Source organism: Synechocystis sp. PCC 7509, from assembly GCF_000332075.2.
Classification (GTDB): domain Bacteria; phylum Cyanobacteriota; class Cyanobacteriia; order Cyanobacteriales; family Chroococcidiopsidaceae; genus Aliterella.
In genome coordinates, this window is sequence record NZ_KI966370.1 from 1 (window position 1) to 19,290 (window position 19,290).

The window sequence follows — 19,290 nt, forward strand, 5'->3', positions numbered from 1 at the left end:
GAGCAATTCTTCTCCCTATTGAAATATCCGAAAGCTATATCTAGTAAAGCTTTTAAACGAAGTGGCACCTTTTTACACGTATCTCGGCTCAATCCCATTAAAGTCTGCCTCGCTCTGCCACTCCGCCATTATTGGCTTTTTAGTCGCCCCGTCGTACACTCTGGCAAATACTACCGTTTCATCGCCGGGAGCTACAGCAATAGTTAGCGGTAAAGCAAGAACTTCGCTACTCAAAGTATTCAGTGCTAGTAATAATTCTTTAGAAAACACCGTGCCAAAGCCTGTACGAACTACATAAGTGCGATCGCACTCAATGGTGATGTCAAGCTTGATTTGCTCCTTATTTTTAAACTCCCTATGCACTATCTCTAAGCTTTTAATAGTACCTGTCAGTCCTTTCTCAGGAATGTAATTCTTTGAATTGTTTTCACCCAAGAAATACCATAAACCCTGTTCTGGTTCGTTGCCTACAAAAATATATTGGCTGCTTGGTGGAGTACAAAAACCTAGGGATAAAGTAGGTTTTTCTTTGAGGTTCTCCAGAGCGATCGCTATCCGTTCTAAAAGCGCAAAGCTTGGGGGGATGGTTTCCTCCCCCAAGGCTTTGTAAGAGGGTTGTTCGTTCATGTTACTGTTGGTTTTAGTAGTATTAGTAGCCTATATAATTAGTATTTTACTATTGATTATATAGGCTATTTATTATTAGAATGGGCAGTCAACAGAGACTAGATCGCAAGCGTATTGATTACCATTTCTAGCAGTCCCTAACCCTGCCTGAAAACTGATAAAAGCAGGAGCTAATTTAACATTTGTCAAACAAAGTTCCATCGTTGACTTCCTGAACCTCCCCAAATAAGTCAGTTAAGCGATCGCGGATAATCCTCACCAATTCGTCATCACCCATAGCAATCCTGGTTTTTTCTTCACCCCCATGCTCCAACTCTGTCCACTTCACAGAACGGTGCAAAACTTCCATTAAGTCAGCACATCGGTTCAATTCTTCAATCCAACGTAAAAGCAAAATTCCCGGTACAGTACGATCCTTTATCATATGATTCTCGCCCTTTTGTTGTAAGTAAATTGTTCGCTCCAACTAATAACAGTTGGAGCATTTTAGGAGATTAAAATGGACAGTCAACAACTACGCGATCGCAAGCGTAAGCGTAGCTATTTCTAGTAATTCCTTTAATGCCACAAATGCCATTATTTAAGTGGGCGCATTGATGGCAAACTAAAGGAAATTCTTTGCTTTCAGTATTAATTACTGGTAGCACGGGTTCGCGTCTGGGATAATCGCGCATTCCTTGAACGAAGCCCTGGAGGTAACATATTTCGCTCATCTGGGGAAGCCGACCGTCCGCCGCGTCCGTGATGCCAGAAATGTATATTTCCTCGATGATTTGGTCTTGTGCTAGGCGCTGGTCTTGATCTAAATCAGTGCAATATGTCATTATTTGTTTACCTGACGATTTTGGGTACGGGCGATCGCATCCCCGTCGAAAGTTTTGCGATCGCCTTTTAAACTAGCTATTTACTATTATAATCGTGTATACGCGATTATGCAAGCTATAAGCTCTTAGTTTTAGTATCTTTACACTAACCGTGTAGACTCGGTTATCATGAAGATATGAAAGGGAACAGAACAGGGAAAGGACATTTTCAGGTAAAAGGAAGTGAGCCACTGGCAAAGAAGCCAGTTATGGCTAGATTGCCTGTAAGCATAGACACTACAGTGCGCGAGTTGGCTGGAGATGAATTGAGTAACTGGATTAGGGAAGCGATCGCAGAGAAGCTAGAGCGAGAACAGCACGGCATTTTTCGGATGAATAATTCATCCGAAAAGATGCCTCAGCAGGATATGTCTGCTTGAAGCAGTGGGGGGAGTGTCAAACCAGAAGGATTAATGAAAGTTGCCTACATCAGATCAAGCGTTTGCCTCAGTAGTTGTTTGTCAAATGCTCTCAAACCTACTGCGAGACATCTCATTATTTCGCTACGATAGCCAAACAAAAGAAATATATATCCTTGCTGGGGATAACATCCAAGTTACTATTCCGCCAAGTGGCAAATGGGAATTTATCGATGAATAAGCCAAACTACAAACAAATGTCTAAAGAGGATTTAATCGCTTACATCAAACTAAATCGTACTGATGATGAAGCGATTAGAGAGTTATTTGTCAATCGTCGCAATCCAAACGCTAAACGATATCCTGCACCGTTAGACCCTGAAACTATACGGATTACAGAAGAAGCAATTAGGAATAAGGTGCTGGGACTGGGCGATCGCGTTTAAGGCAGTGCGAAGTCGCCCGTATCAACAAGGTGATTTTTTCCACCGACCAGCCGAGGCTAAGTGCCAAGCGCACCCCCTCTACTTTGGTTTGGGGGATGGCGATCGCACGGGTAATGTAACCATTATCTGAATAGGCATCGCCAGTCTTTTCTTCCCACCTGTAGACCCAATACCAGTGCTGCGGGTTATCTGCTATGCGATCGCCCTGGACTATCGGATAGGTGACATTACTCCCATTAGTTAGCTTCTTAGTGGTGGTTTTGCGTTCGAGCCAACCACTCGCTTTTTTGGCAGTCTTCATACTTGGTTTTAGTTAGGGGCGCGACGTTTGTGGGGGAAGATTCCCCCACAAAGCTCGCTTGGGAATTACACCCTCGTACTAATATCTTAAACAGACCTCGCACCCTTTGTTATCGCTAGCTATCACACCATAGCAAATTAAGCTATTAACTGCTATCAGTCTTTATCAAGCTTGATAGCTTTTATTATCACTTGCTATTAATACCTGATATACTGAGTTATCAGTTGATAAAAGGTGATAGCAATGAGCGAACGAGTACAGGTAATATTTCGCTGGGACAGGTCAAAGCTAGAGCAATTAAAAGCATGGGTAGCTTCGGAAAGACTCACCCTTCAGGAGGTCTTAGAGTCCTTAGCCACAAAGTTTTTAGACTCTCCTGATAGCAGTAAGATAACTGAAGATAGCAGTTATATATCAAATGATAGCAATGTGATAACAAGCTTGATAACAAGGCTAGAGCAGGTAGAGAAAACTGTTGCTGTCCTACCAGAACGAGTAGCAGCCCTGGAGTCCGAACTGGGGGAGTTAAGCGCCTGAGAGACAATACTTCTACTCTCAGGCAGAAGCCGCAGCGCCGAACAATCGCAAGGGACAGCGAAGTTACAGACCACCCTTGCGCGTTAGGCAATGGCGAGGAAACCCTAACCCGCAAAGAATTGGGCAAACTATTTAATGTCAGCCACGAAGCGATCCGGATTTGGGAAGAAAACGGAAAACTCCTAACGTTGGGATGGGAGCGAGTACCCCACATCAAAAGCCCAGTTAAGTACAGCCGTACTAAAGAGCTAATCGCCCCAGTCCCGCCAGCTTCCCCTCAAGACTAGCTACCCTATCCTCTAATGATGCGATCGCACCCTTAACGCTATTGGGGTCAGTTTGACCTAAATACTGAGCGATCGCATCCCTGACTATCTCAGCTTCCTTGCGACCCGCCGCCAGGGCGATCGCCTTGATTTCAAGCTGCCAAACTTCGGGAACTCTAGCCCCGACCATCGGTGAATATGACATCGCTGCTAATTCTGTTATCAGTTACTTATCAAGGGTAGATGATTATAACTGTAGTCGGTGATAGCAGCGATATCATAAGCAGAAACTATATAAAACGGCTACAACCCTGATGCTGTCGTGGGATGGAGAGTATTTGATTAATAAGTAAAAGTTAAGTAGTGTTGACTTATTCGCTATGGCAACGAGATAGCAATACTTTGAGCTATCTATTCCACCAAACTTACATTTCGTGTAATCTAGTGAAATCAGACAAATTTATCCAATGAAAGTAGCAGGAAACGGGCAAGGGAAAATATTAACTCCAGAAGAATTGAAGTTACTGTTTACTGAGGGATTTGTGAGGGAACGCGATCTCGCTTTGTTTGGCATCTGCTTATTTACTGGCTGTCGTGTCTCTGAAGCCCTAGCACTCCAGACTACAGATATCAAAGGTGGAACTCTAACTTTTAGAAAGTCTACCACCAAAGGCAAGCTTAAAACCCGCGTCGTGGACATTCAACCTGGACTGGCTCAATTGCTGGCAGAGTATCAACCCCTTAAGGCTGGAGCGTTGTTTCCAGGTATGCGGGGAAAGTCCCCAACCTTGACTCGGTTCATGGCTGACAAGATTCTTAAAGCTGCTTGCGAGCGCGCCCTGTTAGTGGGAGTAAGTACCCACAGCTTCCGGCGAACTGCTCTAACTATGATGTCTAGTGCTGGTATTCCCTTGCGAGTGATTCAGGAAATATCCGGGCATAACGATTTAGGCACATTGCAGCGCTATCTAGAAGTATCCCCAGAGCAGAAAAAAAGGGCTGTGGCGGTAATTGGTTTTTAAGCGCAGAAGCAGAACGTCCGGGCGATGGCGCGCCAAATTTTTGTGTTGACAATAGAACGCGCGTAGCTACATATTTGTAGTTATATTAAAGGTGTGAGGGTAAAGTTGCGTTGGGAATGGGACGACGACAAGAATCGGACAAACGAGTTAAAGCATGGTCTTGACTTCGAGACAGCGCAACTTACGTTTGACGATCCGATCGCCGTGAGCAGACTGGACTTATATCCTAATGAGGAACGCTGGCAAACCATTGGGATCATCGATCAAACAATCGTTATTGTTGTTCATACTTTGCCAGCATATGACGCGGAGAGCGATGAAGACGTTGGGCGGATTATCAGCGCACGTAAAGCAACAAGACATGAACGGAGGGCATATGAAGAAGGAAACTTCTAAAGGTTTGACGGCTAAACAGAAAGCACAGCTTGAAGCTTTGGCGGCTCTGCCAGATGACCAGATTAATACAGATGATATTCCAGAGGCTACTGGAGATTGGAGCGGAGCAAAGCGGGGTGTGTTTTATCGTCCCATCAAGCAGCAAATCACGCTGCGCTTAGACGCTGACCTGATCGACTGGTTTAAGACGCATCAAGGGCAGAGCGAGGGGTATCAAACCAGCATCAACCGCGCCTTGCGGGAGTACGTCAGGCAGCAGCAGTGTTGAAAATTACGCCCGTATCTATAAACTGCGATCGCACGCGCGCCAGTCTCAACACCTAAGAGATAGTGCTTACCACAACGTCTTAATCTGCTTGCCAGCCCAGTTGCTTAGTTTATATACTCCGTAAGCTGTTGCACCTGCTCCACTAATAAGGATTGCTCCCATCACCATCGGGCCACCCACCGCCGCCGTGACTACTGCTGTTGCTGCGGCTCCGGTGACGCTACTGCCCATCAATCCTGCTATTGCCGTTGTCGCTCCACCAAGTCCCATTGTTGACACCGCCGAAGCCATGCCAGCATAACCAGCTAGAGAACCCGCTCCGGCGGCGGCAGTGGTAACAGCACTGCCTACAGTAACCGCAGCCCCTGTCCCAGCTTGTAGAGATTTTTTACCCGACCTATCTATCTCTGCTATCGCATCTACGAAGCCATCAATAGCATCTTTCAAAGGTTCCATATGTTGCACCTCTAAGGCATATACTCAATTTCATCTTGTCCTCTAAAATTACAGATTGGGTTTAGAGATGATGAATATTTGGATAAAGAGTTAGCGAATACCTACGCAACGAATACACACGAAGCCAAAATGTTGACCAATGGTCTACAAATCCAAGGTGGCAATGTGCGATCGCCCTACTGATTCCGAACTGATAAGCGCACATTGCCGATGTTCTCTGCACTCCAATCGTTTCATTTAATCCTAATCCTTTAGTTCTTTCATGCACTACAAAAGAATTATTTTGTAATTGAAAGTATGCTATTTTTGGCTAACTATAGACAAACTAGCAGATGAATGGGTCTATTACCCATTCCTTGCAGAACCTTAAAAAGCAGCTAAAAACGACTAAAAAAAGGTAGTTTTCGTGTTGCCAATCGTTGCCATAGTGTAGCCAATTGTTGCCAATCGTTGCCAATCGTTGCCATAGAGTTGCCATAGGGATTGAGCCGAGATACGTGTAAAAAGGTGCCACTTCGTTTAAAAGCTTTACTAGATATAGCTTTCGGATATTTCAATAGGGAGAAGAATTGCTCCTTCTAAGGGCTGTGGAATGTTATGCAAATCCACTACATAATCTCCGTATCGTTTGATATGTCTGGTAATGTAAGGGCTTAAAGTGGCAACTTCTTTTTGGTTAATCGAGTAGCCCTCTAAGCTCAAACCTTGAATTGCCTTTGACATATCAAAAGCATTTTGGAGAATAACCGCACTTGCTACCAAATCAAACGAAAACTTACCTTTTTTTGTTCGTTTTCGGTCTGGCGTCATGTTTACGTTTCTGCGAAGCCAATAGGGAAGATAGAACCACTCATCTAATAGTTGAGTCGTATAGTGTAAGCAATAATAGCATAGCTTGTCAATTGGCAAAATAATTCTTGTGTAGTGGCGGAGCAAAGAGGACTAAAGGATGGTAGGATTGAGAATGCTACCTCTTCTATAATAAAGCCTGATTAAAGGGGTGCTTATAGCTGTAGATTCTAGTTTACCTATCGGTTTCAGGCCATGGGTTTACCGCTTAATTGATATATCACTATGTCATATGTCATGTTTCGAATGGGTTTGTCATTCAATGTCGTCTTTATAAGGGATATGTATATTTGTATACCGCTTCCTTGGTAGGACGAAAAAAAAAGGTCAAGTCTTGCCAGTTACGAATGCGTGGCATTAATTTGATTCCCAATAGGTACGACAGCGCAAACACAGGTGCGGACTGTCCTTGAGTATCTGCGTGTAGAATATCGGGCTGAATATCTGAAGTGTTCTTTAGTAAACCCATCCAAAATATATACACTGCTTCCCAAACACCACAGGTAATGAAATGTGTAAAATAAAGCAATGTATTTGTCCGAAACATGATGATAAGCAATACCACCGTAACCGCCATAACGGATGTGATACTCCGACAGGAGGTTATTTTTTTCATAAATCTCAAATTTTTGCTGCCGTCGGCTGCGGGCTCTCTTCCCACTACCCCAGCACTTGGGCAAATGGAGACGATTGTAGGCATTAATCATATCTCGACTAGCAGCTTGTAGGTTCTCGGCTGTAATATGACGACGGTTAAATATAGGAAAGCATATGGCTCGTCACTACTCCTCTAGTATGACGAGCCGTTTGGTTCGGTCCTAAGTTACAGCCGTAGCCAAAAGTCGTGAAAATGTAGCGCTCCATTGGCTTTTCTATTTTTGGTTCGGAACCAGATAACGGACCAAAATGCCGTGTCCAATTCAACCAATGCTCGACATTACAAAGGATATCGAGGACACTACGTTCTGGTAAGCGCTGCAAGATTGAGGCTTCTAGCGCTGCGGCCTCCGTCAGGCTTTTCTTGAGCGGGGATGCGTTTAAGCACAGGTTCCCCATCGGGGCTAATAGTAACTTGTTTGCCATCAGAACAAATTTGATCTACTTTCTCTGCCGTTTGGGTGAGCAAGCGTTGCAAATGCTCAATAAATTCAAGGGAGTTTGAAGGAATACCAAGTTCTTTGCAATAGCCTGCCATCATATCGGTTTACACTCGTCCCCAAGAGAGTAACTCCTGACGGAAATCTGCATAGGTTTCCGACCCTTCTACACAGGCATCCCCCGTTTTTAACTCCATTGCCAAGTAGGTAAATATACAAATCTCTAATTGCTGGCGAACCAATACTTCAGTTTTACCAGTGGTAAAAACAACTAATCGTCGCCATTTGTCACTAATAAAGCTCAAATCAACTCCAGCAGATAACCACTTACCGCGTCGATGCTCTTGTTCAAGCACAAAAGTTAAAGCTGCTATCAACGACTGGTCTTGAGTTGTAGAGCGAATATCCAGTGACCGCACCAAACCAAACAGCAGCTTGCGGTAGCGAGAATAAAACTGCCATAACAAGGGAAAGTAATTGTCGCTGTTATAAGCAGCGATCTCCTCGCACTGCAATAGCAGTAGTTCTGAACCACCATGACAAGTAAGAACAGATTGCACTTGCTGTCCTAAAGCAGTGTCGTTAAGGCTATCGTTAGAAACCACCAGTATTTGCGCCAGAACTCCTAGCAGAGCCTCAGTTTGAGTTAAGTGCTTCTCTCTCAACTTGACCAGTTTAGCTTTAGCTTTGGTGTGAATAGTTTGGAGACGCTTGAGAAACATTTCTACTAGATGATCTCGTGTTTTAATCTGAGCCTGGTATAGCAAGCACAAAAGTAAAGTCCGGCGTTTACTCTGCTTGATATCTTGAAACTCAGATATGTCCAATGATTTTGCTTGTGCAGCAAAGGACTTCACCTTACTCTTAGCAATGCCTGAAAGTAATCGCTCCGCATCTCCAAAAGACATCAATTGGTCAAATTTAGCTAAGAGTTCCTGCATATGTGACAGTGTGGCGCTCTTGGGTGGAGATTTCAATAACTTCAAGGTAGCTACTGACTGCTGCGACTCTCTCAATAGCAGCCCGTCTAAGTAGCCTTGTTCAGTTTGGGATAATCCTGCCCCTACTCGTTGAAATAGACGAGTATTGGCAATAGAGCGGATATTGGCAGCCAATCGGTTAATAGTGCTGAAAGCTGGCAACTCATAACGTTCTTTTACCAATTCTTCAATCGCCACATTAATTAAATCTGCTGGATGATCCTTTACTTGAGCCGCTACAGCAATAGCTTGTGCTACTAATTGTTGTGCTGCATTGTCATAGGGCTTAACATTTAAGTATGTGCGAATAACTGACATATAGCGACGACGGGAACGTAGAGAAGAAATTGCTGAGACCTTACTACTCAACTTCAAGCCGGAGCGGAGGTGGTTGATAATTAGAAGTGGCACAAACTCTAGATGAGGAAAATAACCGAGCCGTTGGAAGGTTTTTAGCATCACTAATAAACTCAGCCGTCCGTTCGAGCCGCGAGACTTGGCATTGATAAACTCAAGTTCCTCTTGAGTTGGAGTATAAAGTTCGGCTAATTCTTTCTCGCTAGGTTGCTGCTTGAATTGAGGGTAAGCGGTACGTTCAATAACAGTAATTGGCTTGTCCTTTTAGGCTTTTGGTCAGGATGCCAAAATGTCTGCTAAGTAATATTAGCAGATATTACTATCCGGTTTTAAGGGGATAAATGTCTGCTAATGTTCTTAATATCTCGGAAATATCATGTCTGCTGCTAATGTCTTTACACGTGCCGTTAGGCTATCTTAACTAAAAATTGAGGGTGTAATGTGCCATGAAACGTAACAGTATCCCAGCAATCTCAAAATCGGGAGAGCAAACTTTAGCACAGTATGAATCCTATTTAGGCTCAGTGGCGGATGTCAGCCTGGTAACTATTCGTAACTACAAGAGCGATCTTCGCCAGTTTATATTCTGGTGGGAGGAATCCTCCTCTGAAGGCCAAGAAATTCCCAAATCTTTTTTACTAAATACGATTGCTACCCCGACAATAACAAGTTATCGTTCTTACTTACAAAATTCACTGCAACTCAAACCAGCTTCTGTAAACCGATATTTAGTGACACTTAAGTGCTATTTTGCTTGGGCTATGGAAACTGGGTTAGTTAACAATAACCCTGCACAGATTGTTAAGTTAATCCCTTTTGTTGGTTCAGCGCCACGTCATCTCTCTGATGCGGAGGAATCTGCTTTGGTTGCGGCAGTTACGCATTCTGGTAGCCTCAGAGACCGAACAATAATTGTCTTGATGCTTCATACTGGACTACGTTCCCAAGAAGTTTGTACACTTCAACAACAACAGGTTCACTTAGGGAAACGTAGCGGCATTTTACAAGTACATGGCAAACGCAATAAATACCGCGACGTACCATTGAATGCAACAGCTAGATCGGTGTTAGTGGAGTATTTCAAGACTCGGACACAAGAAATAAGTTATCTATTTCTTTCCGAAAAAACGGGCGAGGCTCTGACGGAGAGAGCCTTGGGGTACTTGGTCAAAAAATATACTCATTTAGCTTCGCTCATTGATGTCAGTCCACATGATTTGCGTCATCGGTTTGGATATCGAATGGCTCAAGTGGTTCCACTGCATCGACTCGCTCAAATTATGGGTCATGATTCTCTTGACACCACAATGATCTACGTTCGTGGAACACAGAGTGACCTTCAAACAGAGATAGAGAAAATAGCTTGGGAGTGAACTAAATGACCATCTAGCAAGGATTTCCGATGAAGTGGCACCTTTTTACACGTATCTCGGCTCAATCCCTTAATGCTATATTGCACCGCCTTCAAGGAATGTTAGCTATATGGCGCAGTTGGAAGACTCCCTTAGATGCGATCGCCTGGGCTGTTAACCAATTACCTGATGTGCCTCGTGATGTCTTGGAGGCGGAGTTTGAAGAACTGGAAGCGACTAATGGAAAAAAAGCCCCGGCTTGGGTGGCAAGAGTGGAGGAGTTGAAAGTAGACGTATTTTAACGCAGAGATTAACCAATGCGATCGCATTACCCCGACTAATTACAGTTGGGGTAAGCATTAATTTAGAACAGAAAAAGACAAAATTTTCAATGAATATCGGTGAATTTCTTGAGATGAGTTTAGATGAATTAGAAAGCGTTTCTGGGATTGAAAAAACCAGATGGTGCAAGTATTTCAATGGAGGATTGATGAACGAACGCAATATTTACCGTTTTGCGGCTTCTGTGGAGATGACCGCCGGAGAATTTCTCGATGCTTTAAACCAAAAAAGAAAAAGTTTAAGGGCTTTAAAGATGAAAAATGTAGAAGTTATTAGTGGAAGCCAGCATTTATTTACAACTGATTAAAGGTGAAAATGGTTGTTAAAAAAGGTAAATCAATCTTTCGTGCTGCTTTGGATGAAGAACTAATTACAGAAGTAAAGGTGGCGGCGGCAAGGATTGGGGTAAATCCTAATGCGATCGCGGAAGCAGCTTTAAGGATGTTTTTGAGCGACGAGCAGAACATTGAAAAAATAAAACCAAATCAAAAAAAATAACCTTCATGGAAATATTACCTAAATCAATGACAGAAACCGAATTTTGGGAACAGCTAAAAGCCAGAGCCTACGAGTACGGGAAGCGGAAGGGCATTCCCCGTCCAAAGGAGCAGGAAGCCCGTGACGGTTTTCCTGTAGAAATTTCCCCTATTGACACACCAGAAATAGATTTTGCGGGGGAAGACTTTAAGAGCAAAGATGCCTCAAGTTCTGGGGAGGGATTGTCCTTGACTTTTGCAGAGTTTCAAGAAATAAGCTTAGGTCAATTAGCCGTTATGACTAATATTGATCGGCACAGATGGAGTAGATATTTATCAGGAAAAGTCTCCATGACTAAAAGCACTTTAGCCAAAGTTGCTCAAAAACTAGGCATGACCCCCGTACAGCTATATGAAGCAATAATTGCGCGTCGTAGTAGTAGTAGTAAATAAAAGGAAGCAGTAATACTAATGAATGCAATCATACCTATTTGGGAAACTCGTACTCCAGTTAACAAAGGTAAGTCCTTTGAGATTATACGCAATGCTCAATTTCCGCTTAATATTACCCAACCAATTGATCCGGCAACAAAAAAACTAATAGAGCTAGTGATTCGACGCTGGACGGCATCAGGGTATTGGCTTGATTTTAATTTATTAGGTAAAGGTCGAGCGTGCGATTACCCTCTGAACCTTCCAGGGGTTAAAGCCGAAGAAAGTTGGGCTGAAGTTCTAGAAGCACTGCTGAAGCTTTGCATTGCTTGTCATCGATATTCCCCCGCTCTCAGACAACCATATTTTTTCCCCAATCTTCTTTGGCTCGCCGTCGTCAACGATATGGTACAGCAAGATATTAATTCTGCTTTAAAAGGCGACCAGTTAAAAACGGCAACTATTAAAGGAAACCGTAGCTTTATTAGTTGTCTAAAAAAGGAAAAAATGCCATCACGACAGGATTGGGGAGACTGCGGCGATCATTCCTATCGATTATTTGAAACTGCGGTCAATCTAAAAAAACTTAGATACAAACCAGCAAAATTCACTTCTTCTTTCGAGAAGTTCATCACTAAATATAGGGAGGATACAACAGCTTACGACCATAACGATAGGGCTAAGGCTGCTTTTGTTGAGGCAGGAGTTTTAAAGGTACGGATAGGTAAGCGTTCTCAAGCGACAGGCTGGAAAACTCTACAATTGCCTCCCTTGCCTAGAGAATTTTGGTCAAGCCATCAGGGGGTACTCGTTGGTGGGGGGCATACCGAAACTGGGTTTCAGCGATAGCAGCCGATGGATTAGGTGTTTTTAAACAAAAGATTTATTATCAATAAAACAGTTCAAAACGCAACCATGCCAAGCTTTTTAGACCAAATTCAATTGCTCGATACTGCGACTTCACATCCTAAAAAGCCGCAACTCGAACCTCGTTCGGTACGGCGCAAAAAAGCTAGGGACGCTGCCAAAAGTGTCAAAAAAGCAAACCCCTCAGCAGCTTAAGGAAGCAAGCTTTGGGGTTCGCCTTTTTATTTTTATCGTTGTCCAGTCCACCCTGAGCAGTCTAACCGCCAAAGTTTTCTGCTCAGGATACCATCTCAATTCTTATGCAAATTCAAGACTTTGACTACAGTATCAAGCAGAAGTCTGTACTATCTTCGTTAAGTATGCCACTTTCAGGGCGTACAGAGCAAGGCTTACAACATTTATCAAGCAATAACGCGACTTTCCTCCATGCAGGTTTGGAGGTAGCGTAATGAATTTAACTAACCTCCATACCAATAACAGCATAGAAGCCAATCGCGCCAATCCTTGCCCCTTGTGCGATTCCGACCACTGGTGCTTCCATCTAAGTGAGGACGCGGTTATTTGCGGTAAAACGGATTACGCCCCCATCGGTTGGGTGAAAACAGGTGAAGCGAAGGACGGGCGGGGCATCTTTGCCAAAGAAAATAGAAAGCGCCGAAGTCAAGGCGGCTTGCCCGACGAAACTGAAATTTTACCATTGCGCCTAGACCCAAAAACTGATTCACCGCAATGGGTAACTCGCAGCACGGTGGGCAACGAATTTGAGCAAGAAATTGAGTATCTTTACCCCGATGCTGAGACGGGAGAACCGTTAGGCAAGGTAGTTAGAAAGCAATGGAGCGATCGCCGTCCAGCCTACGGGCGAAGTGGGCGCGACACTAAAGAGATTAGACCTTGGCACTGGGTAGAACCCCATCATCCCCACCAGGGCGAAAAAGGTTGGTGGAGCGATCGGGGTAAAGGATCTAAACAATTTCCGCTTTACAGGCAAGCAGAAGTACGGGAGGCGATCGCATCAGGTAGCGCGGAAGTTGTGTTTTACGTTGCTGGCGAACAAGCTGTAGAAACCGCCCGTCAGCTAGGATTGACTAGCTTTTGCAACCAGGGAGGCGAGGGCAGTTATACGTCACAATTCGTTGACTTTTTAAGTGCCAATAAACCAAAGTTGTTTGTTATTTGTCCCGATAATGACGAGACGGGGCGCAAATCCGCAGACAAACTGTTGAAGGCGTGTATTAAAGCAGGCATCCACGCGATCGCCATTGAGCCAACAAATATCTGGGCAGACACCCCCACCAAAGGCGATATTACAGATATCGTTAATTCCTCTGGTATGGATTCATCAGAAATCATTGAGCAGTTAGAAATAGAAATTAGTCGAGCGTTGTTAGTCCGCCAAAATGAGCCAATTTCTTACGAGTCAACTAAAAAGCCGCCAAAGCCAGCAAAAGTCGCCCGCGAGTTGGCTGAACGCTACCGTCATGAACTAGCTTGGAATACCAGTCTTAAACTTTGGTATCGTTACTCAGCTAAAACTTCCGGCGTTTGGTCAGAAATACCTGACGAATCTGTTCACAGTGTTGTAATTGCTGACTTAGAATGTCGCCCCGACATTGCTGGGAGCTATAACTTTACTTTTGTAAGCCACACCGTAAGCCTGATGAAAGCTTACTTACAGGTTCACGACTGGCACGAAACGCCAGGGCTAATACCTCTAGAAGATGGGGTGTTGGAATTGGCAACTAAGCAATTACTGCCTCATAGTCCGGGCTACCGTCTATTATGGTGTCTGCCCTACGCCTGGTCTGGTCGGGCTATTGGTTGCCAGCCGATTCAGAATTGGATGCTTGAAGCCATGAAGGGCGACTTCTCCCTTGTCAAAGTGTTTCGAGCGTACCTCAACGCGATCGCAACTGGAAGGACAGACTTACAACGTTATCTTGAGTGTATCGGGGTTGGCGGCTCTGGAAAGGGAACTTTTACCCGACTAGCTATGGCTTTAGTCGGGGCTGAAAACACCGCCGTTACAACTTTAGGGCAGCTAGAAAAGAACCGATTTGAGACGGCTGGCATCTTTGGCAAGCGTTTACTATTAATCACTGACTCGGAGCGTTACGGCGGCGAAGTATCGGTACTCAAAGCAATTACCGGAGGCGACCCCGTTCGCTACGAACGAAAGAACGTACAACAGTGCAAGGCATTTACACCAACTTGTATGGTGATCGTGGCAGCTAACGAACCCGTCCAAAGTGGCGATTATACAAGTGGTTTAGAGCGGCGGCGGTTGACGCTGCCCTTTACCCACCAAGTTAAACCAGGGGGACGCCGCGACTTAGAAAAGGAATTTAAGCCTTACCTCCCCGGACTGCTAACGTGGGCTTTAGAAATGCCTGACGAGGAAGTGACAGGACTATTGCTCGACACCTCTAACCTAGTGCGAAGTCTTGCTGCCTCTAAAGCCGAATTTTTAATCGAAACAAACCCGATGGCTGAGTGGCTGGACGCTTGCGTTGTTCTCGAAAGAGCCGCTAAAACCTACGTGGGAGTAGCCCAGCGCGATAAATCTTCTAGCAATGACAACATCTATTTATTTACTAATAAATGGCTCTACGCTTCCTATTGCGAGTACAGCGCAGTTACGGGCAGTAAAGCTGTTTCTGTGCGGCGGTTCTCGACTCTGCTACATGACCTCTGCGTTAGCCAACTAAAGCTTACTGGAATTACTAAAAGTCGAGATAACAAAGGTGCTTATTTTGAGGGCTTGGCAATTCGTCATGAGGACGACGAGCGCGATCGCCCGATTTCTTTTAGCAGTCCGCCGCCAAAAAGCGGAAAGTTTGGGGAAGCGGTTTCCCTCCCCAAACTTTTCCAAGAGAGCGAAAAGCTGGAACATCCCCTAACTTTTACTGAAAGTGATGGATTAAAAACAAAAAGTGACGGATTGGTGACGGGTCAAACCCTTGGTAGTGACGGAAGTGATGGAAGTGATGGATTATTTTTATCAAGCTCTAAAGATAAAAATTTATTTGAGAGTGAATTAGAAAATCAACAAGAAAATAAAGAGCGTGATAATAATGAAATTTGCCATCACTTCCATCACAATCCGTCACTACCAATAGTTCCAGCCATCACAGAACCGCCACTAGCTCTCGTTCAATCCGTCACCAATCCGTCAACGACTCCAGACAATGCGATCGCCCGTGAGAAATCAGCCGTCACCGAAGGGGCGTTAACCCTGCAAGGATTGGCAGCGCAGATCAGCTTAATTCAGACCTGGGCGGCAGCTTTGGAATTGATAGATAACGCAGCGATAAAAACTGGTAAGAAGCGAGGCACTATTTTAAAAAAGTTAATTAAATGTTTTAGTCAGTGCGATCGCGTCCGCTTTCTTGCCCTATTGGATCTCCATGTATTGCATAATCCATCGGATGAACGAGCATTAAAAGCCCAGTCGGTCGCGCTTTGCGTCGCAACGGAGGCAGAAACTTGAAAAATAGATTATCAGCGCAAGAACAGCGCGATCGCACCCGACTTGAAAAAATAGTCCGCGATCGCATTGCAGAAGGCTTAAGTGATTTAGCCAAAATTGAGTCAATGGGAACATGGAGGGAAACTCACCAAACGTTTGATGCGTTTTGCATTGATAGGTTGGGTTTCAGCCGAAGTCAGTTAAACATCGAAACATTAATGAGGAAATATGCAGAAAATTGACGAATTACGGCAGGAAATTAAAGCTTTCGAGGTTGAGATTACAAAACTACAGGCGGAATTATTAGCAGCTTCCCAAATCGCGCCCCCAATGCAGTCAAACTCTCCAGAGGCGATCGCTAATGCTTTTCGATCCGCCGCCGTTGTTACCCATGAAAGGATTGCAGACGTACAGGGGATTCGGAATGCGATCGCTGAATTGACGGCTCGACTGGCGCAGAAAAAATCACAGTTTGAGGAACTGGAGGTACAGCAGCTAAAACAGTTGAGAGAAAAGCGGATTGAAGAAGGCAAGCAAAAACTCCGAGCTAAGTTCGGCGATGTTGAAAAGATGGCAGAAGCATTAGAAGGTCTCTATTTCGGTTTGAAGGCGATCGCCCTCGAATATGAAAAAGATTTTGCTCAAATTCATCCGCCAACTAGCGGCGGGACAGCACTAAATAGAAACTCGTTGCTCAACATTGAGCCGCTAACAATACCTCATTTTGTAGAGGAAAAAGATCGCTTTGTTTTAAGTAACAAATTTTTCGATTTATTTGAAGCTGAAAAAGAAGCCTTACAGAGGCAAAGGATAGAAGCCAGCATCAGGTCGCAGCAAAATCACCAAGATTTACTGGCACAAATCAAGCAGCGAGAGTTAGATAAACAACGAGCGCTTGAGCAGCAAGAACGGGCAGCATTTATCGCTCAAAAACAGGAGCAATTGCAAACAATGAAAAGCCAAAGGGGTTGGGATATGCGTGGTCAGGCAGCTACTAATTTTCATCCTCTTCATGACGCGATCGCATCTTTAGAAGCAGAAATCGAAAACTTAGAGAAACCTGTGCAAACATAGAGAAAATGGCGGTACAGTGGCGTAAAAATGGCGGTTAAGCCTTCTCGGTTGACGGCAAAACAATTAAAAGCAATCTCTTTATTAGCAGAAGGACTGTCATATAGTGCGATCGCCACAGAACTTGGGGTAGGATTGCGTACCGTCGAGCGGTGGGCAACAAGACCCGATGTTCGTCAGGCAGTGAGCGAAACTCAACTAAAGTTAGCATCTGCCCTATCAGAAGACATCTTTAATAAGTGCAAAACTGGTTTAATTAAAGGCTTGCCCAAAGCTATCCGCCGAACCATAGAATCTTTAGATCACCCCGACGCTCGGATTCAAATCCGGGCAGCCGAACAAATCGCCCGTTGGTCTGGCTTTTACCAACCAAACAAACCCACCATAGAGCAGTCGGGTGATTCAGAGCAGAATTTTAAAGGATACTTAGCCTACCTGGAGACGAACGGCAATGGCAATCAGCATCACCCAGTTCGCTAGCGATTCAAACCTACTAAATACGCCGTTATGGGATAAGCAAAGCGAGATTTTAGAGGAATTCTGGGCGGGGAATTATGCGATCGCAGTCTGGGCATTGGGGCGGCGCAGTGGCAAAACTTTAATGAGTGCGATTGTTGCTACTTACTGCGCCACAATGCTGGCAGATGAATATAAGCGCCATTTAAGACCGGGGGAAAAGTTCTATATAATCTCTGTCGCCAACACCATCGACCAGGCGAAGATTGCGCTCCAGGGCGTGAAAGATTTAATTAATGGCTCACCCATCCTTAAGCCGCTAATCGTGCGCGAGACTACCGACACTCTCGAACTGCGTAATGGAGCGGTATTTAGGGCATTGACCGCAAGTAGCAGGAGCGGTAGGGGTATGGCTTGCCCGTTGCTTATTTTTGATGAGCTTGCCCACGCCGTTGATACAGAAGCAGGGAACGCGGCGGGTAGTAGTTTATATCAAGCTCTTAGCCCATCGGTGGCGCAGTTTGGAAAAATAGGTAAAATACTGCTTCTATCGTCACCTTGGATTCAATCAGGTATTTTCTGGGATTTGTACAAGCAAGCGGCTTCTGGGAACTTTGCTCATATGCAGGTAGTACAAGCACCTACTTGGGAAGTAAATACTACCATCAGCGCCGAATTTTTAGAGCAAGAAAAAGCCCGCGACCCCGAATTATTTAAAGTTGAGTACGGGGCGCAATTTACGGGGAATATCGCTGCTTTTATCGACAATCAATTAGTAGATGCTGCTATTAATAGCGATCGCGGACTGCTGCCACCATTAAACAAGTTTAATGGCACTTATTACCTGGCTTTAGACCCAGCAAAAGGCGGTCGAGACGCTTACACAGCTTGCATTGTTCATTATGATGGTGAACTCGTTGTAGTAGACCAGTTTCATCAATTTGCGCCTACTTGGGGAGATGGTAAAAAAACTCAAGTAGCAGTTTCTCTTGTGGAAGATTGGATACTTGAACAACACAAAGCTTATGGTTTTGCGTCCGTTGTCCTCGACCAGTACAACAGTTCTAGTACGATTCAAAGGTTATCAGGAAGAGTCAAAATCCGAGAACTGACCTGGACAGCTTCAAGTAAAACAGAAGCTTATTCAAAACTTCGGGAACTGTTTAACGGGGGAAGTATTGAACTTTACCCGCATCCCAAAGCCAACGGGCAGATTAAAAACTTAACCGTAACTTATAGACCTAACGGCACTTGGGGCGTAAGCGGCGGCACGGGGGCGGCGGTCGATGATTACCCCTCGGCACTGGCGGGGGCGGTATTGATGGCGACGAATCGTATTAATAAGCAACAGATAATACCAGCAAAATCTTATCGAACTTGGTAGAGCTAGACTTCTGGCTTCTTTGGTAGTCTATAGCCCGCCGCCGCGAGATAGTCTTGAACGATGTTCCCAGTTTTCACGATGGGCGGTCGAACCAGTGAACCTGGCGGGTTAACGCCATAGCCACAAGCCTTGATGTACTCTTGAACAAGTTGTCTTCCTGATGGCGGCGTTTCTTGAGTCATAAATCGCGCAACCTATAAAGCTTTGAGCTTTGTTTGTTAGCTAAATTTTAGCGTAAGGTGTGGAAGTTTCAGCGCAGCCACAAGTCCGCAGGAGGTGGCGTAGTTCCCCTCTGCATTTTTTCCCTAGCGAACGCGAAGCCTTCATTGGAATTAGCAGAAAAATCTATTAGATGATCGCAGTTTAATGAACAGGTTTCCTTTAAGGGTCTGCGGCATAGTGCGAAGTCCTTACTTGTTTGTTTATAAAATCTTGAGAGACTATTTTAAAACAGCTTTGAAGCTTAGTTTTTGTAGCATAAATACTATTTACCAATGGCAACTCTATGGCAACTCTATGGGGGATTGAGCCGAGATACGTGTAAAAAGGTGCCACTTCATCGGAAATCCTTGCTAGATGGTCATTTAGTTCACTCCCAAGCTATTTTCTCTATCTCT

At 44.6% G+C, this 19,290-nt stretch carries 31 protein-coding genes and 1 pseudogene; 20 read left to right on the top strand and 12 right to left on the bottom strand.

Annotated elements, in window-relative coordinates:
* Positions 1–72 precede the first annotated feature (72 nt).
* The 3 genes from SYN7509_RS27325 to SYN7509_RS0224285 form a co-directional block, all read right to left on the bottom strand.
* Positions 73–627: a hypothetical protein gene (locus SYN7509_RS27325; RefSeq protein ID WP_009630060.1), complete on the bottom strand. Its 555-nt coding sequence runs from the start codon at positions 625–627 to the stop codon at positions 73–75.
* A 175-nt stretch (positions 628–802) separates the two neighbouring features.
* Positions 803–1,051 carry a hypothetical protein gene (locus tag SYN7509_RS0224280; RefSeq protein ID WP_009630059.1) on the bottom strand — a complete coding sequence of 83 codons (249 nt, stop codon included), beginning with the start codon at positions 1,049–1,051 and terminating at the stop codon, positions 803–805.
* 70 nt (positions 1,052–1,121) lie between these two features.
* A complete protein-coding gene (locus SYN7509_RS0224285) occupies positions 1,122–1,451 on the bottom strand; it encodes a hypothetical protein (protein ID WP_009630058.1) in 330 nt (109 codons plus the stop codon).
* 176 nt (positions 1,452–1,627) lie between these two features.
* Here SYN7509_RS0224285 and SYN7509_RS0224290 point away from each other — a divergent pair, with 176 nt between their 5' ends.
* From SYN7509_RS0224290 to SYN7509_RS0224295, 3 genes are read left to right on the top strand one after another with little or no spacing between them, the layout of a single operon-like run.
* The gene (locus SYN7509_RS0224290; protein ID WP_009630057.1) at positions 1,628–1,870 is read left to right on the top strand and encodes a hypothetical protein; all 243 of its coding nucleotides are present in this window, start codon (positions 1,628–1,630) and stop codon (positions 1,868–1,870) included.
* A 40-nt stretch (positions 1,871–1,910) separates the two neighbouring features.
* Positions 1,911–2,090, top strand: coding sequence for a DUF6888 family protein (locus SYN7509_RS28940; protein WP_071994227.1), 180 nt, complete (start codon positions 1,911–1,913; stop codon positions 2,088–2,090).
* Positions 2,083–2,295: a DUF6887 family protein gene (locus tag SYN7509_RS0224295; RefSeq protein WP_009630056.1), complete on the top strand. Its 213-nt coding sequence runs from the start codon at positions 2,083–2,085 to the stop codon at positions 2,293–2,295. Before SYN7509_RS28940 ends, SYN7509_RS0224295 begins: the two co-directional genes overlap by 8 nt.
* On the opposite strand, the gene SYN7509_RS28945 is transcribed toward SYN7509_RS0224295, so the two are convergent.
* Positions 2,258–2,596, bottom strand: a complete 339-nt coding sequence (locus tag SYN7509_RS28945; RefSeq protein WP_009630055.1) for a hypothetical protein — start codon at positions 2,594–2,596, stop codon at positions 2,258–2,260. The two genes, SYN7509_RS0224295 and SYN7509_RS28945, sit on opposite strands and share 38 nt — an antisense overlap.
* A 243-nt stretch (positions 2,597–2,839) precedes the next feature.
* On the opposite strand from SYN7509_RS28945, the gene SYN7509_RS0224300 reads away from it, so the two are divergent.
* A complete protein-coding gene (locus SYN7509_RS0224300) occupies positions 2,840–3,133 on the top strand; it encodes a hypothetical protein (protein ID WP_009630054.1) in 294 nt (97 codons plus the stop codon).
* A 240-nt stretch (positions 3,134–3,373) separates the two neighbouring features.
* On the opposite strand, the gene SYN7509_RS0224305 is transcribed toward SYN7509_RS0224300, so the two are convergent.
* A complete protein-coding gene (locus SYN7509_RS0224305; RefSeq protein ID WP_009630053.1) occupies positions 3,374–3,604 on the bottom strand; it encodes a hypothetical protein in 231 nt (76 codons plus the stop codon).
* A 262-nt stretch (positions 3,605–3,866) separates the two neighbouring features.
* Here SYN7509_RS0224305 and SYN7509_RS0224310 point away from each other — a divergent pair, with 262 nt between their 5' ends.
* From SYN7509_RS0224310 to SYN7509_RS0224320, 3 genes are all read left to right on the top strand, one after another.
* Positions 3,867–4,421 (top strand): tyrosine-type recombinase/integrase, encoded by a 555-nt coding sequence (locus SYN7509_RS0224310; protein WP_009630052.1) that lies wholly within the window; start codon positions 3,867–3,869, stop codon positions 4,419–4,421.
* 93 nt (positions 4,422–4,514) lie between these two features.
* Positions 4,515–4,817, top strand: a complete 303-nt coding sequence (locus SYN7509_RS0224315; protein ID WP_009630051.1) for a BrnT family toxin — start codon at positions 4,515–4,517, stop codon at positions 4,815–4,817.
* Entirely contained in the window at positions 4,798–5,085 is a 288-nt protein-coding gene (locus tag SYN7509_RS0224320; RefSeq protein ID WP_009630050.1) for a BrnA antitoxin family protein, read from the top strand. Before SYN7509_RS0224315 ends, SYN7509_RS0224320 begins: the two co-directional genes overlap by 20 nt.
* 66 nt (positions 5,086–5,151) lie before the next feature.
* Here the strand turns inward: SYN7509_RS0224320 and SYN7509_RS0224325 are convergent, their stop codons facing one another.
* The 6 genes and pseudogenes from SYN7509_RS0224325 to SYN7509_RS28005 all read right to left on the bottom strand — a co-directional run bounded on the left by SYN7509_RS0224325 (position 5,152) and on the right by SYN7509_RS28005 (position 9,076).
* On the bottom strand, positions 5,152–5,541 hold the full coding sequence (locus SYN7509_RS0224325) for a hypothetical protein (protein WP_009630049.1): 390 nt from the start codon (positions 5,539–5,541) through the stop codon (positions 5,152–5,154).
* Positions 5,542–6,072: 531 nt separating this feature from the next.
* On the bottom strand, positions 6,073–6,351 hold the full coding sequence (locus tag SYN7509_RS27330) for a Tn3 family transposase (RefSeq protein WP_051482710.1): 279 nt from the start codon (positions 6,349–6,351) through the stop codon (positions 6,073–6,075).
* 310 nt (positions 6,352–6,661) lie between these two features.
* Positions 6,662–7,097: pseudogene (locus SYN7509_RS31525) on the bottom strand (Tn3 family transposase).
* 46 nt (positions 7,098–7,143) lie between these two features.
* Positions 7,144–7,371 (bottom strand): Tn3 family transposase, encoded by a 228-nt coding sequence (locus SYN7509_RS31530; protein WP_071994228.1) that lies wholly within the window; start codon positions 7,369–7,371, stop codon positions 7,144–7,146.
* Positions 7,349–7,588, bottom strand: coding sequence for a hypothetical protein (locus SYN7509_RS30370; RefSeq protein WP_158506204.1), 240 nt, complete (start codon positions 7,586–7,588; stop codon positions 7,349–7,351). The genes SYN7509_RS31530 and SYN7509_RS30370 overlap by 23 nt, the downstream gene beginning before the upstream one ends.
* Before the next feature lie 6 nt (positions 7,589–7,594).
* Entirely contained in the window at positions 7,595–9,076 is a 1,482-nt protein-coding gene (locus SYN7509_RS28005; protein ID WP_084610836.1) for a DUF4158 domain-containing protein, read from the bottom strand.
* 194 nt (positions 9,077–9,270) lie between these two features.
* Here SYN7509_RS28005 and SYN7509_RS0224340 point away from each other — a divergent pair, with 194 nt between their 5' ends.
* From SYN7509_RS0224340 to SYN7509_RS27345, 13 genes are all read left to right on the top strand, one after another.
* A complete protein-coding gene (locus SYN7509_RS0224340) occupies positions 9,271–10,197 on the top strand; it encodes a tyrosine-type recombinase/integrase (RefSeq protein WP_009629933.1) in 927 nt (308 codons plus the stop codon).
* Positions 10,198–10,226: 29 nt separating this feature from the next.
* Positions 10,227–10,478 (top strand): hypothetical protein, encoded by a 252-nt coding sequence (locus SYN7509_RS0224345; RefSeq protein WP_009630216.1) that lies wholly within the window; start codon positions 10,227–10,229, stop codon positions 10,476–10,478.
* 89 nt (positions 10,479–10,567) lie between these two features.
* Positions 10,568–10,825: a hypothetical protein gene (locus tag SYN7509_RS0224350; RefSeq protein WP_009630215.1), complete on the top strand. Its 258-nt coding sequence runs from the start codon at positions 10,568–10,570 to the stop codon at positions 10,823–10,825.
* Between the two features lie 8 nt (positions 10,826–10,833).
* Positions 10,834–11,016: a hypothetical protein gene (locus tag SYN7509_RS0224355; RefSeq protein WP_009630214.1), complete on the top strand. Its 183-nt coding sequence runs from the start codon at positions 10,834–10,836 to the stop codon at positions 11,014–11,016.
* A gap of 5 nt (positions 11,017–11,021) precedes the next feature.
* Positions 11,022–11,447: a helix-turn-helix domain-containing protein gene (locus SYN7509_RS0224360; protein ID WP_009630213.1), complete on the top strand. Its 426-nt coding sequence runs from the start codon at positions 11,022–11,024 to the stop codon at positions 11,445–11,447.
* An 18-nt stretch (positions 11,448–11,465) separates the two neighbouring features.
* A complete protein-coding gene (locus SYN7509_RS0224365) occupies positions 11,466–12,275 on the top strand; it encodes a hypothetical protein (RefSeq protein ID WP_009630212.1) in 810 nt (269 codons plus the stop codon).
* A gap of 66 nt (positions 12,276–12,341) precedes the next feature.
* A complete protein-coding gene (locus SYN7509_RS30375; RefSeq protein ID WP_158506205.1) occupies positions 12,342–12,488 on the top strand; it encodes a hypothetical protein in 147 nt (48 codons plus the stop codon).
* 104 nt (positions 12,489–12,592) lie between these two features.
* Positions 12,593–12,742, top strand: a complete 150-nt coding sequence (locus SYN7509_RS30380) for a hypothetical protein (RefSeq protein ID WP_158506206.1) — start codon at positions 12,593–12,595, stop codon at positions 12,740–12,742.
* Positions 12,742–15,783, top strand: coding sequence for a phage/plasmid primase, P4 family (locus SYN7509_RS28010; protein ID WP_009630211.1), 3,042 nt, complete (start codon positions 12,742–12,744; stop codon positions 15,781–15,783). Before SYN7509_RS30380 ends, SYN7509_RS28010 begins: the two co-directional genes overlap by 1 nt.
* Positions 15,780–16,004 (top strand): hypothetical protein, encoded by a 225-nt coding sequence (locus tag SYN7509_RS0224380; protein WP_009630210.1) that lies wholly within the window; start codon positions 15,780–15,782, stop codon positions 16,002–16,004. Before SYN7509_RS28010 ends, SYN7509_RS0224380 begins: the two co-directional genes overlap by 4 nt.
* On the top strand, positions 15,991–16,836 hold the full coding sequence (locus SYN7509_RS0224385) for a hypothetical protein (protein ID WP_009630209.1): 846 nt from the start codon (positions 15,991–15,993) through the stop codon (positions 16,834–16,836). The genes SYN7509_RS0224380 and SYN7509_RS0224385 overlap by 14 nt, the downstream gene beginning before the upstream one ends.
* Before the next feature lie 27 nt (positions 16,837–16,863).
* Positions 16,864–17,313, top strand: coding sequence for a helix-turn-helix domain-containing protein (locus SYN7509_RS0224390; protein ID WP_009630208.1), 450 nt, complete (start codon positions 16,864–16,866; stop codon positions 17,311–17,313).
* Complete coding sequence (locus SYN7509_RS27345) at positions 17,285–18,673, top strand: phage terminase-like protein, large subunit (protein WP_009630207.1); 1,389 nt, start codon at positions 17,285–17,287, stop codon at positions 18,671–18,673. Before SYN7509_RS0224390 ends, SYN7509_RS27345 begins: the two co-directional genes overlap by 29 nt.
* Positions 18,674–18,675: 2 nt before the next feature.
* Here the strand turns inward: SYN7509_RS27345 and SYN7509_RS30385 are convergent, their stop codons facing one another.
* On the bottom strand, positions 18,676–18,855 hold the full coding sequence (locus SYN7509_RS30385) for a hypothetical protein (protein ID WP_009630206.1): 180 nt from the start codon (positions 18,853–18,855) through the stop codon (positions 18,676–18,678).
* Positions 18,856–19,290: the final 435 nt, after the last annotated feature.